The sequence below is a fragment of the Hafnia paralvei ATCC 29927 genome, from assembly GCF_001655005.1.
Lineage (GTDB): Bacteria > Pseudomonadota > Gammaproteobacteria > Enterobacterales > Enterobacteriaceae > Hafnia > Hafnia paralvei.
The window spans coordinates 1-14988 of record NZ_LXET01000070.1; the positions used below are offsets into that span (position 1 = coordinate 1).

The 14988-nt window shown below is 41.9% G+C and carries 21 protein-coding genes; 10 read left to right on the forward strand and 11 right to left on the reverse strand.

Features of this window, described 5'->3' with window-relative positions:
• Window positions 1-232 precede the first annotated feature (232 nt).
• The 7 genes from M988_RS21815 to M988_RS21840 all read left to right on the forward strand — a co-directional run bounded on the left by M988_RS21815 (window position 233) and on the right by M988_RS21840 (window position 3338).
• Window positions 233-514, forward strand: a complete 282-nt coding sequence (locus M988_RS21815) for a hypothetical protein (protein WP_064575938.1) — start codon at window positions 233-235, stop codon at window positions 512-514.
• Entirely contained in the window at window positions 511-711 is a 201-nt protein-coding gene (locus tag M988_RS22925) for a hypothetical protein (protein ID WP_074388474.1), read from the forward strand. Before M988_RS21815 ends, M988_RS22925 begins: the two co-directional genes overlap by 4 nt.
• 70 nt (window positions 712-781) lie before the next feature.
• Window positions 782-1138, forward strand: a complete 357-nt coding sequence (locus M988_RS21820) for a hypothetical protein (protein ID WP_064575941.1) — start codon at window positions 782-784, stop codon at window positions 1136-1138.
• Window positions 1139-1365: 227 nt separating this feature from the next.
• Window positions 1366-1722, forward strand: coding sequence for an LPD25 domain-containing protein (locus M988_RS21825; RefSeq protein WP_064575945.1), 357 nt, complete (start codon window positions 1366-1368; stop codon window positions 1720-1722).
• A 189-nt stretch (window positions 1723-1911) separates the two neighbouring features.
• Window positions 1912-2121 (forward strand): hypothetical protein, encoded by a 210-nt coding sequence (locus tag M988_RS21830; RefSeq protein WP_064575948.1) that lies wholly within the window; start codon window positions 1912-1914, stop codon window positions 2119-2121.
• 336 nt (window positions 2122-2457) lie between these two features.
• Window positions 2458-3033, forward strand: a complete 576-nt coding sequence (locus tag M988_RS21835; RefSeq protein ID WP_064575952.1) for a hypothetical protein — start codon at window positions 2458-2460, stop codon at window positions 3031-3033.
• A gap of 44 nt (window positions 3034-3077) precedes the next feature.
• A complete protein-coding gene (locus tag M988_RS21840) occupies window positions 3078-3338 on the forward strand; it encodes a hypothetical protein (protein WP_064575956.1) in 261 nt (86 codons plus the stop codon).
• Between the two features lie 55 nt (window positions 3339-3393).
• On the opposite strand, the gene M988_RS21845 is transcribed toward M988_RS21840, so the two are convergent.
• Genes M988_RS21845 through M988_RS21860 form a run of 4 tightly spaced genes read right to left on the reverse strand, consistent with a single transcriptional unit; the run spans window position 3394 to window position 5939 of the window.
• Window positions 3394-4029 (reverse strand): hypothetical protein, encoded by a 636-nt coding sequence (locus M988_RS21845; RefSeq protein WP_064575959.1) that lies wholly within the window; start codon window positions 4027-4029, stop codon window positions 3394-3396.
• A 14-nt stretch (window positions 4030-4043) separates the two neighbouring features.
• Window positions 4044-4688 (reverse strand): hypothetical protein, encoded by a 645-nt coding sequence (locus M988_RS21850; protein ID WP_064575964.1) that lies wholly within the window; start codon window positions 4686-4688, stop codon window positions 4044-4046.
• A 43-nt stretch (window positions 4689-4731) separates the two neighbouring features.
• A complete protein-coding gene (gene stbB, locus M988_RS21855; RefSeq protein WP_064575966.1) occupies window positions 4732-5433 on the reverse strand; it encodes a StbB family protein in 702 nt (233 codons plus the stop codon).
• Between the two features lie 11 nt (window positions 5434-5444).
• Window positions 5445-5939: a hypothetical protein gene (locus M988_RS21860; RefSeq protein ID WP_064575969.1), complete on the reverse strand. Its 495-nt coding sequence runs from the start codon at window positions 5937-5939 to the stop codon at window positions 5445-5447.
• Between the two features lie 297 nt (window positions 5940-6236).
• Here M988_RS21860 and M988_RS21865 point away from each other — a divergent pair, with 297 nt between their 5' ends.
• From M988_RS21865 to M988_RS21875, 3 genes are read left to right on the forward strand one after another with little or no spacing between them, the layout of a single operon-like run.
• Window positions 6237-6584, forward strand: a complete 348-nt coding sequence (locus tag M988_RS21865) for a plasmid mobilization protein (protein ID WP_064575975.1) — start codon at window positions 6237-6239, stop codon at window positions 6582-6584.
• Complete coding sequence (locus tag M988_RS22730) at window positions 6568-10077, forward strand: LPD7 domain-containing protein (RefSeq protein ID WP_064575978.1); 3510 nt, start codon at window positions 6568-6570, stop codon at window positions 10075-10077. The genes M988_RS21865 and M988_RS22730 overlap by 17 nt, the downstream gene beginning before the upstream one ends.
• A 2-nt stretch (window positions 10078-10079) precedes the next feature.
• A complete protein-coding gene (locus M988_RS21875) occupies window positions 10080-10670 on the forward strand; it encodes a phospholipase D family nuclease (RefSeq protein WP_248846536.1) in 591 nt (196 codons plus the stop codon).
• A gap of 54 nt (window positions 10671-10724) precedes the next feature.
• On the opposite strand, the gene M988_RS21880 is transcribed toward M988_RS21875, so the two are convergent.
• The 7 genes from M988_RS21880 to M988_RS21905 all read right to left on the reverse strand — a co-directional run bounded on the left by M988_RS21880 (window position 10725) and on the right by M988_RS21905 (window position 14891).
• Entirely contained in the window at window positions 10725-11036 is a 312-nt protein-coding gene (locus M988_RS21880) for a hypothetical protein (RefSeq protein ID WP_064575981.1), read from the reverse strand.
• Window positions 11029-11688: a division plane positioning ATPase MipZ gene (locus tag M988_RS21885; protein WP_064575984.1), complete on the reverse strand. Its 660-nt coding sequence runs from the start codon at window positions 11686-11688 to the stop codon at window positions 11029-11031. The genes M988_RS21880 and M988_RS21885 overlap by 8 nt, the downstream gene beginning before the upstream one ends.
• A 205-nt stretch (window positions 11689-11893) precedes the next feature.
• Complete coding sequence (locus M988_RS21890; RefSeq protein WP_064575987.1) at window positions 11894-12145, reverse strand: hypothetical protein; 252 nt, start codon at window positions 12143-12145, stop codon at window positions 11894-11896.
• A 113-nt stretch (window positions 12146-12258) separates the two neighbouring features.
• Complete coding sequence (locus M988_RS21895) at window positions 12259-12513, reverse strand: hypothetical protein (RefSeq protein ID WP_064575990.1); 255 nt, start codon at window positions 12511-12513, stop codon at window positions 12259-12261.
• A 13-nt stretch (window positions 12514-12526) separates the two neighbouring features.
• Window positions 12527-13327: a SprT-like domain-containing protein gene (locus M988_RS21900; RefSeq protein WP_064575991.1), complete on the reverse strand. Its 801-nt coding sequence runs from the start codon at window positions 13325-13327 to the stop codon at window positions 12527-12529.
• Between the two features lie 210 nt (window positions 13328-13537).
• Window positions 13538-13633 carry a damage-inducible type I toxin DinQ gene (gene dinQ / locus M988_RS23400; protein ID WP_428838874.1) on the reverse strand — a complete coding sequence of 32 codons (96 nt, stop codon included), beginning with the start codon at window positions 13631-13633 and terminating at the stop codon, window positions 13538-13540.
• A gap of 406 nt (window positions 13634-14039) precedes the next feature.
• Window positions 14040-14891: a tyrosine-type recombinase/integrase gene (locus M988_RS21905; protein WP_346211211.1), complete on the reverse strand. Its 852-nt coding sequence runs from the start codon at window positions 14889-14891 to the stop codon at window positions 14040-14042.
• Window positions 14892-14988 lie beyond the last annotated feature (97 nt).

The window sequence follows — 14988 nt, forward strand, 5'->3', positions numbered from 1 at the left end:
CTAGGCTCAGCAGTGAGGGGGTTATTACGGCTGAAGCCGTAACGCTTTTTATGTCCTCGCTGCGCTGCGGGAGTCTCCGGCGCGGAGCGCCTCCCATGCGCTGAAGCGCATAAATAATATATAATATTATATAAAATATCTTGCGCCGATTTCTAATCTTATATATAATTAACCACATGAACCGGGCAGAACGCCCACCGGAAACCCGCCGTTAATGGGATGAGTAATTGCTATGAAAATCGAGACTTTTTTAAATAAATATTTTGATGTTTGTGATCTAACAACCGTATTAACACAAGAACAAATTCAAGAAGGCATTGAGCTGAAATATGGAATTGATTCTAAAGGCTCTGATTCTGCTGAACCTGAATTCATTCTGACTAAAACCCAAGATGAAGGTTGGAAAGTAGCAACTATTAATGGCGTAGTCGGTTGGTCTAATCTGAATGAAATCACTCTTAAATTAGTTTTGAGAAACTTAGAATTTACTAATGATTTGGAGCGTTTAAAATGATTGCTAAACTTCCCCTTACTGTTGAAAAGCGCAAACGTTCATGGTGCATATGTGCCGGTAAATCAGTTCTAGGTAAATTCAGAACTGAAGATAAAGCCAATGTTGCCTTGAGAGACAATCGCTCTTTCTATGAATACTGGTCAGAAAGTGCCTCTGTAATTTCAGAAAATACAACGCCAGTGATTATAAATATCTAAACTTTCAAATGCCGGGTATTACTACCCGGCAAATAAACAGAAACCCGCTGTTTCGGGAAGGGTTAAAATCATGTCTGATTCAATTGTTTTTGAAGGTAATGAAATTCGTGTTAATGATTATTTTGTTCACATTGATGGATATGAACAAACAAACGTTAATTTCTACCAAGTCGTCGCGGTATCTGGTAAATCAACGGTAAAAATACGTGCAATAAAATCATGGGATATTTGTGACCATAGTGGATCTATGTCCGGTAAGTCTTATCCGGTAATTGATAGTTTTCTGGATGAAACAATCATGGTAAAACGCCTCATTAAAGGTGAGAGCGAACCTCGTGTAAAAATAGATGATAAGCGGTGTGCTTCCCACAGGAACCCATATAAAGGGCTTCCGGTTCTCCACTTACGGTTAACTTTGACCAGATAGGGGATACCCTCCCCTATCTGGCTATTTGCTTTGTATAGATAACGCAATACCCCCTCATGCTCCCCCTTTACTCCTGCGTTTTCCAGTTCCAACGCTGTAGGTGATAAACGGTATATAATATTATATAAAATAATCTTGCGTCGCTTTCTAATATTATATATAATTAACCACATGAACCGGGCAGAATGCCCAACGGAAACCCGCCGTTAACGGGAGAGAGTAAAATCATGACTACATCCACCACTGTTACCCCTGTTGAAGTTCTAGTCCACTGGTCAGAAGCAAGAGTGTTCTCGAAGAATGAATTTACCTATACGTTTAATTCATTTGAAACGCTCGCTTACGGCGTGGCAACTTCAGCAGATAAAGAAGACGGATATTTTAAAACTAAAGTTACAGTCAAATTTGACAGCGGGGATGAATATACTTGCCGTATTGATTTAGGATTTGGTGATGAAGAAGGGTTCCGTGATCACTGTATGAAGATGATCAGATTTGCGAGTACACCAAAAGGTGCAGAATATTACGCAATGACAGGTGACGAAACGTTAAATTTTGTTCGCCGGATCAAGTGGCCGGACTAGTGTTAGCTCATACTACCCCCTGAAACGGGGTAGTATTTTGTATTGTACAATACAAATAATCAGTAATTTATCATATATAATATTATATAAAATAAGTTGCGATAATTTCTAATCTTATATATAATTAACCACATGAACCGGGCAGAACGCCCAACGGAAACCCGCCGTTAACGGGATGGAGTAAATATTATGAGTATCGTAGATCACGTAAGTGCCTCATTCGGCCAGTTGAAAACCTATTTGATCACGTTCGATAAGAATGTTGATGGATGCTGGTATGAGGGCTGCAAAATTCACGCTAACGGTTACAACGAATTTGATGCTGTATTCACGTTTGCACAGCGTAATACGGGGCAAAACTATTTTGTTAGTTCGGTTGTTCTTTGGAGCACGATTTAACAAAAAGGAAGCCGGATTGTTGGAGCAATCCGGCGCATGTGCCAACAAACGTTAGGGGTTAACTGTATGACACTTACAGACATTATAAATCTTGGGAAGAGTTTAGCAAGCAATGTTGAAAACGGAGTACCGACGAGAATACCGCCTTTAAACGCTCGCCAGTGGGGTATTTTGCTTCGATTTCTTGAATTGAGAAGAGGGTATATTTAACGTTTAACGCAAGGGGCTGATGCCCCTTGTTTATTGTATATAATGATATATACATTTTATTTTGTGAACTTATATAATAATATATACCTTTAAGGAAACCCGCCTATACCGGGAAGGAGTAACAAAATGCAGCGTTTCACAGATGAAGATATCTTAAAGCTTCGCCAGATAGCTTTTCACTTGTCTGATGGTTGGGTTTTTAACCAGTTGAGAAGTAAAGAGCACTATATCTATCTGACAAATAAAAATGAACGCCATTGTGAAATAGGTGTGAGTAAATCGGATGGCTTCTTTCGCTTCATCTCAAAGGTTAACGATAAGATAAGTTACACCACAGGTTGCCATTCGACACGCTCAGCTAAAGCAACACGCAGGGCTTCAGCAATTGCGGCTGACGTTCGGCGGCATGTCCTGCCGGGGTTGAAAGAGGCTGTAGAGGCGGCATTGGTAAAATTTGAAGCTGAATCTGATATCAGGAACCAGCAAACGCTACTGCTTCAGGCTCTTGGCTACCTTGCTCGTGTTAACAGCGGTGAACAGCGAAATTTGGGATTTTGCGATTTTACCGTAAACGACAGGGTTAAAGGTCATATTGATAAAAAGTATCAACCACATAAGTACGATCTGGAATTGCGTAATCTTAGCCCGGATGATGTGATCAAAATCGTTGGCTTTGTTTCACAGATTTCCCTGAAGGGATAACCCATAAAAAAGCACCGGCCACAGCCGGTGCTGGAGATACACACATGACAAGCAAACTGATTTATCGTGATGAAAGTAGCCGTGGTACGAATGAATATACATTTACTGTGTATGAACGTGATGATCGTAGCTATGAGGTTATTGCAAAGGCATACCGATTATTTAAGAACGGTACAAAACAAGTCGAATTTGAAAAGAAATGGGAGGCTGCAACAAAGCTTGACTTGAAGAAACTGGACTATAAAGGGAGTCAGAGATTAGCAAAAGTTTTTTTGGAATCTGAGTTTTTTTCAAACCTTCAATAATTGTAGCAACTATGCAACCAAAGAAAAGGGGTATACAGATTACCCCTTTTTCTTTTTATTTTGTTTTCTGTGATACGGCTGAAATTAATTTTAATATGTTTTCGCGGGTTGCTGTTGTTTCCTCACCAGTGAGGGGGTCAAATACAATATGATCTACCTCTACATAACGAAGTCTATTATATATTTGCACTTCGTGTTCTCTTTTCTTATTTGCGTTTTCATAACGTAATGTTTCTTCTTTCTGTCTTGTTTTAAAACCGAAAAAGTACCATATTACACAACCAACAAAAAGAACAGGCGGCACAACTTTTCCTATCCAGCTAACCATATTGCTTAGATTTGCTGATATATTGGTCATGACGTTTGTTGTTGATGCAGGCTGAGAACTAGTATCTGTTAAAAATTCACTTAATTGCGATCCGCAGCTTACTAACATACCAATGCCAATCATAGCTAACAACGGCGCATAGACATATAGCCAGTTAAATTTTTCCTCTGGTAACGAGTCAAATTCTTCAGCTCTTTTTGTTTGTTCATGTTTGGTGCCACTTACGCCACCAACAAATAACCCGACACCACCAGTTCCAAGCCCCAAACCACCACCGCTGCCGCTCCATTTACCGGTTGTAGTTTCTTTTGCCACAATTGCAGACAAAGCAACACCATCTGTAGGTAGACGTTTATTACTCATGTTAATTACCCTCTTTATTTTCCTAACTCTGTATCTGCGGCTTTTAGATATGTTTCATTAGCCTTCTTTGCTAATTCCGGTGGAAGTGATTTTATCAGTGCATCTTTACCTTTGAAATTGGCATTCAATACTTTATCTTTATAGGCTATTTGATTTTTAGCTGCGTCAAGAAATACCTTATTCCATATAGCAGTTCCTAGGAATCCGCCCCCAAGTGATAAGAGGGCGCATAGAGCACCAACAATAGCTAGCGGGGCAGGGGATGTTTTCTTTTCTTTAGTTAGTTTTGAAACATCATTACTCGCATCTTTAAGCTGTTTCATAACTGGAGTTAAGGAATTATCCAATGCGATTTTAAAAGATGCTAACGCTTCAGTTTTGATAGAGTCAGCAAGGATTGAGAATTCTTTTGCCTGATTCTCTGCTGCAATTTTTGTATTTTTATCTGCCTGTTCGGAAACTTCGATAATAGCTTGGATTTTTTCTTTTAAATTACTATCCAATTGCACTGGTAATAACTCGATTGCTTCCTTGACCGTAGAAAGTGAACTTTCGAGTTGTTGAGGAATAGCTGCTATTGTTTTCTCAAGCTCTATATAATCCTCTAACAATTGATTTACTTTTGCGTCTTTAAATTCTTCTGTAAACGATGTTGACATATTCATCACCAGTTTTAAAGGGGGCTACGCCCCCGGTGTTATTTTAAGCAATATTCAGATTTTGAAATGCAATATCTAGGTCAGAGTTAAAACCGTTCATAAGCATCTTCACAGTACGCAGGTTTGATAATTCGGCGCGTTCTTCTTTAGATGTTGTTGCGCGGATTAAGGCTCTGAAATCGCGATCATCATTATATACGTCTTCATATTTCAGTTTTGATTTGGTCAAAATGGTAAATATGTTGTTGTGGTAAACAACAGACGGGCTAGAGCCAACAATTTTTTTACAAGTTTTATCAGCAAGGAATATTGCAAATTGTTTATCTACAGTAAGGTCTTTTTCTGCCATGTTGAAAATTACTTTAATGCGATCTTGTTCTATACCCATATCGAGTAGGTTATTGATAGTAGCAATGGAATCTCTTTGCTGCTTATCCTGTGGCGTGACAGGAACGATAAAGAAGTCAATTAATTCATGACTACCTTGGAATTCTAACATTTGAACCATAAATTGTTCAATGTTAGATGCGCCAACATCAATCAAAGTACAATCAACATCATCAATACGTTTTAAAATTTCATCAAACTCTTTAGCTGATAGTTTACTGTCGTTTGTTCCGTCAGAGTTTATTGTTTCTACTTTGATGATCTCGGCATCTTGCAAGCGAGGCTTCAACATTGCTTGACAGATTGTAGATTTACCTACGTTACCGCTATTATTGAGAATTGCTGCTTTTAAATACATATGTTGCATCCTTATTTATTCTGAATATGGTTTGAAAGTCTTGTGCCAAGATTTACTTGATTTGGGCATTTCCATGACTTGATTTCATCAATAGACACTTCCGCCTCAATTGCTCTACTGGCTATACGTTCTGATCCGAAGCATACCTTCATGTATGCAGACAGTGTATCACTATCTTGATATGAGTTAATCTCTTTAGGAGCGGATTCATTCTTATCTCTTACTTGAAGTTGTGATGTTTGTGGCACACTAACTTTATCTTTGGTTCTTTGGCCGTTTTTGTTTGAACGTACCAATAAGTTTTTAAAGTACGTTAACGTAATTTTCTCTACATCATCCAGATGACTATTGATTGCATCTGTTATGAGCTGATTGCTGATACCATTTGCTTTACATGTATCAATAGCTGCTCTATGTGAATTGAAGGCATGTTGCTTGCTTGCCAAGCTGTTACGCATTGATTCAGCCAATGGTTTCATCATTTCGAAAAGCTCTTCTTTTGTCATGATCCTCACCGTTCTGTTATGAAAACCCATGATAAACACATTTTTTAGTTTGTCACGTCTTTTTTGCTATCAAATAGCTATCTATCTGCTACCTATATGCTATCCAGATGATATCTAATTGCTTTCGTTATGGTTTCACTATGGTCTTTTAACGCTATCCTCTTGCTACCCAGTTAAATCAATAGCCAAAACATAGGCACGTTATCGATGTATACACGCCCCTCCGGGGCTAGTATAATCGCGTGCCAAAGGGTGCCCCTTTGAAACCCAAAACATTAGCCTCTACGAGTCTTACAGATGAAACCAAACAAAAGCACAGTGATTTCATTCCGGTTAACTGAAGAAGAGTTCAGGCCATATGCTATGCTTTTGGATAAAAGCACAATGTCACGTTCTGAATTCTTCAGGACAATTTTTCTTGAGCACAAATTTGACCTTGTGCTTAAAGAGAAAGCCTCGCCTGATTATAAGAAATGTTTATTTTATTATAACAAAACTAGCAATAACTTAAACCAGTTGACCAAGCAAATAAATAAATCAGTGTTGTCTGGCACTATTACCCAACTTCAATACATGAAGCTTTTAAATGCTCTTATTGATATTCGCGAGTTATTAAAAGGAGGTTTAGATGCTGGCAAGGGTTAGTGGTGGAAACTCAGGTATTGCAGAATACCTTGAAAGCGGCATGAAAAATGGTCGGGATTTTACTCGCGATGAGTTAGATAACCGTCAGGTTATAGAGGGTGATTTATCATTAACTAACGACATTATTAATTCAATTGAGGATAAAGGACAAGATCGCTACCTTCATATCACTCTTTCTTTTCGAGAGGATTTTGTTGCAGAGGAAACGTTAAAGGCAGTTGTGGAAGATTACAAATCTATGCTTTTAACCGCTTACAAAGATGATGAATTTAATTTTTATGCTGAAGCTCATTTACCAAAAATAAAAGCTATACAAGACCGTAAAACTGGTGAAATGGTTGATAGAAAGCCTCACATCCATTTAGTAATTCCTAAGACTAATTTACTTACTGGTAATTCTCTAAACCCTGTCGGACTTTATGATAAAAATGTAAAATATTTTGAGGCTATTCAAGAGAAAATTAACAGTAAATATAATCTTGAATCCCCTAAAGACTTTGTAAGACAGACTGATGATCATCAGTCTGAAATTGTTTCTAGAATAAAAGGTGATTTTTTCAACGAAAAGCAAGGTAATGTTAAAAAAGATATTCTTTATAAAGTGCAAAGTGAAAATATTACTTCTATGGATGAATTTAAATCTGTAGTTGAGAAGTATGGGCAGGTAGTCACTCGAAATGCTGGTAAACCCAACGAGTATATAGCTGTTAAAATTGGTGATGATAAAAAATTCACCAATTTAAAATCACCAGTATTTTCTAAAGAATATATTGAACGTAGGGAATTGAAGTTAGATAAACCTACACCCAAGCAAATAGAAACCCGTCTGGAGACATGGCAAAGTGTTGCCAGTCGAGAAATTAAGTTTGTTGCTAATGCAACGCCTAAATTTCGTGAGACATATCGGTTATCTTCTAATGAGGAAAAACGCGAATTATTAAACAGCAGAGAGGTAGCTTATGAACAGCGATACAGAAATAAACACCTTCAAAAATCGGGAGGACGGGAAAGAAATAACCAGTCCAGTATTAACCGAGTTACAAGAGCAAATATATCCCGTTATTCCCACGGCTTGCCAAGTATGCCCGAACGCAATGTGGTTTACGGAGTCCGAGGAAAAGAATACGCATCCGAGCAAACTGAACGTGTTTTGCCTGATCATGAAGTCAGTGATATGGCAAACAGACGGCAAGAAAAACATCAACGTCCTGAACTGCGACGGTTTGACAATGACCAGCGAACAGGAGGATTAAATACTGCTAATCTTGAGTCTCAAGTTTACCGAAAGGAAATTGAGGCGAATATAGCTAATTCTGAAAGAAGTCACTTTTCTGATATCAGGAAGAACCTTGAACCAGCAAGGCTACTTAATAGTTTGAGCGTTTCTCATGGGCTTAATCCTGATAACCACTCTATTTCATTTGCTAAGGATGGGAGTGCTAGAATAGGTGCAGGTAAGCTAAATCTCAATGTTTCAGACTTTCTCACTAAGCATATGAACATGCCGTGGTCAGAGGCTAAAGAGATTTTGAATAAATGTTATCAGGAACAGAAAGAGCAACAACCTGTTCATGACAAAGTTAAGTATGACCCTGAACAGTGGAAATTATATACTAAGGAATATCGCCCTAGATTCAACGAGGAAATTAAATCAATGCGCTCAGAATTGAGAGCTACGATTAGCTCGTTAAAATCTAATTCCTTTAAAGAATACCAGTACGACCGCTCAAGAATTTATGAGACAATAAAAACGCCCCTTGATCGTAAAGCCGCTTTATCTATGCTTTTAGTTGAGCGTTTAAAAAGAGATGAGTTAATTAAAGAGTATAGGGAACGTACTCAGAATACAATTTCGGCTATATATCGCCGTCCAGAAGCAGAAAAATACAATGACTATATACATTCAAAAGGTGAAAATATGGGCATTGCAGATTCTTTAAAAAAACATATCCCTTGGAAAGAGGAAGAAAACTCTATCGTCAAAGGTGATATGCAAATTAATATTGAAGACAATATTAAAAACATCGAGAAAGAAGATAAGTTCCTAAAGGAAAAAGCTGAAAAGCTTCGTATGAACGATCTCGTAGCCTCGAAGAAATCTAAAGGTATTGTGCATTATAAATCACAGAAAGATGGCTCTTTGGTCTTTGAAGATCGAGGGGATAGAATAATTTTTAATCGCAAAGAAATTGAGAAAGAAAAAATTGCTCTTGGCTTAGAGGTTGCTACTGCCAAATATGGTAACGAACTGAAGTTGACCGGAAATGACCAATTTAAAAAAATGGTTGTAGAGGTTGCAGCCGAGAAGGGATTAAACATTATCCTGAAACCTGAAAAATATCAGGAAATGTTAGTGCAGATGAAAGCCGAGCTGGCAGCGCAAAAGGAAACTGAGAAAGATAGTCCTGAAAATTCAGTGGCACCTGAAGAGCTTACAATTGCTAAAGCCAATATGGCTGAGCAGCAACCAGCCGCTTCTTCTGAAGAATCTTCCCCGGCCAATGCTGAGAACGAAGCTACGGAAGCGACCCCGGCCAGCGCCGAGAGCGAAGCTACGGAAGCGACCCCGGCCAGCGCCGAGAGCGAAGCTACGGAAGTGACCCCGGCCAGCGCCGAGAACGAAGTTACGGAAGCTGAGCCAGATCTTGAACAGGAAGCCTTCTTATTAGATGAGGAACGTGAATTAGCATATGCGGAAATAAAACAGTCTGTTGCTAAAGAAATGTACGGTCAACAAGATTCCCCGCTGTCAGATCAACAAATTGACGCTGTTGAAAATGAAGCGCAACAAATTTTGAATGCACGAGTTGTTGAAAAAGGAATTTCAGAAATTGAGGCTTATTACGAGATCGGGCGGGAAAAATTCAGCACTTATGACGGACAAATGGTGACAAGTGCTGAAGTGATCCCTGATGGCACAGGGAAGTACAACGTTGCTTTGATTAATGAAGAAACAGGAGGGCGGCCAGAACTCATTGCAAATATAAAAGTTTCCGAGAAGCAATTAGAGCACATCACTGGTAAGGATTTTTCGGAACTCACTTCCACTCATGATGATTTGATTGAGGTTGGAATCCCTTCTGGCACACACATTGACAGTAAAATGTTGGATAAGATGTTGATTAATGAAGCATCTGAAGATATTCCGACCAGCAAAGCGATGAATGATCCTACATCAGAAAAATCACCACTGGTAATCGAATATAGCTATACCGGTGAGGGCAACAAGTTTGTTATGTCCATTGATGGGAAACCAGCCGCCGATGTGATTAAGCAACAACCTGAAGTGATTGATGCGCTCTCGAAAAATGCTTATCTGAAGCAGTTCAGTCGTGAGGAGCTGGCGAGCGGTGTTATCGATGAGACAGGGAAAGGAAGGGCGCTTGACGACGTTATTGATCATGAAGGTAACAGCGTTAAGGCTGAGCTGGAAGCCAAAAATCAGGCATCTAGTCAGAAAGAGCAACAGAAAGATAAAGGGATGGAAATGTAATCATGAAAATCCCGGCTTTTGCTAAATTGCCGGTGCTGTTTGTCGCCGCTGTTGCCATCATCGAGATGTTCAACGGCGGCCACTACACGCAACGGATCATATCAGGAGGAATCCAGCAGCCTGTAGCGGTGTTGGCCGACTCCACCATTAATGCTCCAGTGGTTGGCTTTTCTCCGGGGGGAAGGGCATCTGACATCGTTTTATCGGCTATCCGGGGCGCAAAATCCTCGATAGACGTTGCTGCATTTTCTTTTACGAGCAAACCGATAGCTCAGGCATTGATTCAGGCCGCTCATAGAGGCGTACAGGTGCGGGTTGTGGCTGATAAATCACAGGCGTTTGAACGTTATTCCATCACGCCCCTTCTGAAGAAGGAGGGGGTAGCTATCCGGGTTAACGGCAAATATAGCCAAATGCACGATAAATTCATGGTGATAGACGCTGCCAGCGTACAGACCGGTTCTTTCAACTACACGGCCAATGCTGCTTACCATAACGCTGAAAACGTAATTCTACTGAAGAACGCCCCAAAACTTGCCGAAGCTTACACCAGCGAGTTTGAAAGGCTCTATGGCGAATCAGAAGCATTCTAAAAGTAAAAGGGCTATCTTAGGATAGCCCTTCATATATAATATTATATATGTTTTTTATCGTCTTCTTCCCGCCTTGGGGGCGCTCACTGTAACTTGGTCTAATAGCTGCATCCTTTCTTCTTCTGGCATCATCAGTAGTGCTCTAATGCCAGCTCTCAGAACGTTGGTTTGGGTATAACGCTCAAACACTTCACCATCAGACATAAGGGTGTTAATCATTTCTGATTCTTCTTCAGTGCAGTTAAGCAGGATTTTCCGGGTTAACTTACTTTGAGAGTTAGGTACGGTTTTTACCTGCTGTACAAACGACTGAGCACTAACCGGCGTGTTCGTGTCTGTCTTAATTTTTTTGATTGCCTTAACCATAAAAACCTGCCTCTTTCAGTAGTAATTCTAATTCGCCTTTCGCTTTATTGTCGGAACCTTCATGAACGCCCATTGCTTCAGCGAAAGCTCTACGATGTGCCTTTCTGTCATAGATACGTTGCCTTGCAACCGGAAGCCACCAATCAGGATCGCTGGTAAGCATTTCGTAAGTATCTTGAGCATCGGTATCTGCCAGATGTGTTGGACATCGGTTTAAAACGTGCAGAACGCGCATGTTAGGGTTCAACTTCCAGCCCTCTCGCACTTTGATTGTGTGCTCTTCCAAGGTTTCTAAATCGACCTGAGAAGGCTGAATAAACGAAAGGAAGATATCTGCAAAGGTTAACGAAATGCGCTGTTCCACACTGTCCCGGCCAGCGGTATCAATGAGTACATAATCGCAGTCCTGAGCCATTTTCTTGGCTACTTTTTCCAGATCTCTGCCATAGGCTTCTTTAAAGAAGATTTCAGGAAGAATCCCCGCCTCTCTACGGCGATCAATCCACTTTTTCGCGCTCCGTTGAGAGTCGGCTTCAATAATGCCAACTTTCTTCTTAGTCAAAATAGCCAGAGCCACGGCAGAACTCACCAGTTCCGTAGTCTTGCCAACGCCGCCTTTATCACTACCAAAAACACCGATTTTGCCAGACATTTGTTAACCCCTCAATTAACGATATATAACAATATATAGGATTAAATGATGAGCGTCAACATGAATCATATATAACCTTATATACTATTTAAAAACCGAAAGTCGATGATCTGCTTTAGTGCAGACCGTATGAGCAGAGGGGGTTGAGGGAATGGTACTGAACAACATAAATGTATGTTGTAACTAAAGTATATCAAAACCTGAATTACTCAGGTGTGAAGGCCATCAAACCGGCATGGGCTTCTTGATAGGATTGAATAGCTTTTATGTAACGATCGCGCTGACATTGGGTGTCATTCAGAGCATTGATTAACTCGGTGATTTCATGCTCATGCTTGATGTACATTTCCACAGCTTCCAGCAATATTTTGGTGGCTTGTTTTTTGCCAATACGCCTGCCAACGTCAGCAATTATTGCATCCTGCTCAGGTGTGGTACGAACGGTTAGAACACTCATGTAAACCTCATTGATAGCAAACGGTATCACTTAGAAGGAACAAATGATTACATTGCTATCAATTTTGCGTTGGCCAGCTCGCCGGTCGCAACGAAAATGATAGCAAACGCAAATCAGCATTCAGGTTCCCGTAGTGGCAACCACATTAGAGCGCCGTCATAGTCATTACCGGCAATAGCCATCCAGCAATTAGATTCCTCGTCTATCGCCACACATCCAGCAATCCAGTGCTGAGGATCACGCAGTTCGTTGCACCACCCTGCGACCTCATTGTTGAAAACGATCACCACGCCACCTTTCCCGGCATAACCATTATCTGAACGCCATGAACGCGCCAATGTAATCTCTGCGTTGTATTTATTGTCCATAGAACCTTTCCCTTTAGTCTTCATCGCAAACCAACGGTAAATCACAATCGCCACAAACCAAGTTAGCTGTAGGCTTCGCCCAAGCATTCAGGCCGCAATCCGGGCAGCTAAATTTTGCTCTTGTGCCGGTGCCTTTCACTGGTGGCCTGATGTCGATTGTCAGTTCTGTGCCGTCCACGTCCGGGTTATCCTCGATATCAGGGTTACTTTTACTGACGGTGAGGGTTAGCTTGTTAATCAGCTCAGAATCATCTTTATCAGTGACACGCAACCAATCATCAAGGATATCGCTATTGGCCTTTGAGGTGATAAGCGCCTCACTGCTCCAGCGGTCATACCAAGAGATCGAGAATCCGTTTTTAAGCAGCTCATAGACGGCAGTTTGAAAGCGCCCACCGCGAATAATGTAGTGCGTCATTTGCTGCCCGGTTTTCTTCCCTCCCGGCAAGCCGGTATTCGAAGGCATCAGCCCAATTTCCTCCATCTTTTTGCCCCACACGCGATCATGATAACCGCCCCTGCATTTTTTGGCCGGGGTGTAGTGCTGCCAAACGTGTACCATCTCATGAACCAGCGTTGACAATGTATCAGCAAGAGAACGCCCTCCGAAGTAGTCCGGGTTCATCGCCAGTTCGGAAATATTAGATTCGCCGGTGAACCGCTCCGGGGCAAAGTAACCAAACGTATTTCTCCCACGCTGAAGCGTGAGTAGAAGGTCGGGCAGCTCCTGATTGAACAGAACGTTATTGAAGTAATCGTAAGCCTGCTGAAGCTCAGAGTAAGCTTTGATGGCCGGTTTCTTAGTCGTATTCATTTTGTACTGCTCACCTTGCTCATGATTTTGTATTGTACAATACAAATCACAATACCAAAGAGAGGAAGTCCGCACAACATATTTTATATAATATTATATAGCATTGTGCGCTACGTTGAATTTGAGAAAAGGAAGAACAGAAAGGGGAGTGGTAATTTATTAAAGGGAGCGAGTGGTTAGCCCGCCCCCTTAGTTACGTTTTCACCGTCATCAATCGATGAACTGGCGAATCAGTTCCAGCAGCACAGTGAGTGCTTTCAGAACCATGATAGCTTTATCTAAAAAAGCTGACATGCGTTTTCCCATTATGGGAGTAAGGACACCGTGATTTACTCCTACACTGCCTGTCACCACGGCTGCTCTCGGTTTGTTAGCAGATTGCTGTCTCACTCCAGCCAGAGCACCGAAACCAGCACCACCTGTGATCCGGCCAGGACTTGAATTTGTTCACGCCTGTGAAACTGAAGCGAAGACAACAGAACTAACGCCTGAAGTATACAGGTACTATCCGCAAGATTCATGCAGTAATTCAGTCAGTTGACAGCCTGTGTCAACCGGCACTAGACAGCCTGTGTCAAGTGTCATAATATTATGGTGTTAGCTGATTGCTGTCTCACTCCGGTCAGAGCAACCAACTCAGAGCCGGATAGTAAAAGAACCCGATCACCAGTCGGGTTTTTTTACGCCCTTAAAACATCAACGTTATATATTGTTATATATCTTTCGTAGACCGTAGTATTGCCAGCGCATCGTCCTTCTGCATCGAGAACGCCACGCCCAGCGCCGGTGTCAGGTCGAACGCAAACACCTTCGTATAAATCTCCGTGTTCTCTATCCGCTTATGTCCCATTAGCGCCTGTACCTGCTTCAGCTCGACGCAGTTAAACAGCAGGTGCATAGCGTAGGAATGCCGGAACGTGCGCGGTGTGATTGGCTGAATTGAAAACGTTACGCCGTCACGCCTTGCCCGAACCACCGCCGCCCTGATCCAGTTGCGCACCGTCTCATCACTGACCTGCCACACCGGCTCATAGCGTTTACATTTGAAGGTCGCAAAATACTCCTGCGCCCGTTGTGCATAGGCCGCATCCGGGAGTGACACAGGCCGGAACGGCGGCGGTGCATCCTTCTTTGGCCGTCCGGGGCTGCGCCCCGGCACCACGTCCTTACGTGGCCGCTTGACGGCTTGCCGTTGCTTCAGCGTGATCACCCGGACAAACGGCATCAGCTCGTTAAAGACAAAATCGCTTGGAGTGATCGCCAGCGCCTCATTAATTCTCGCGCCGGTGTTCCACAGCGTATCAATCAAAAACCGTTGGTGCATGTCCGGGACGTAGGCCAGCAGTGCGGCCACTTCCGGCGCGAGCAGATACCGGGGCAAATCCAGATCGGCGGCCATGACCATTTGCCGCAACCGCAGCGCCTGTTCATAGCTGAAGCGCAGCGGCATGATCGCGCTACGTGAAATCTGGCTCAGTTCGTGGGGTATCAGGCTCAATTTTTCATTCTCCGCACCTGTACAAAAATACGCCGCCCGTTCATCAATATCCGGGGAGCTGTTCACCGGTTCGTCTATTGTCGCAAACCCCCACCATCAGGACGACCAGAATAATGTGGCGATCCGGGGCGGCTGGCGGTGCATCTTATCTTGGCTTTTTACG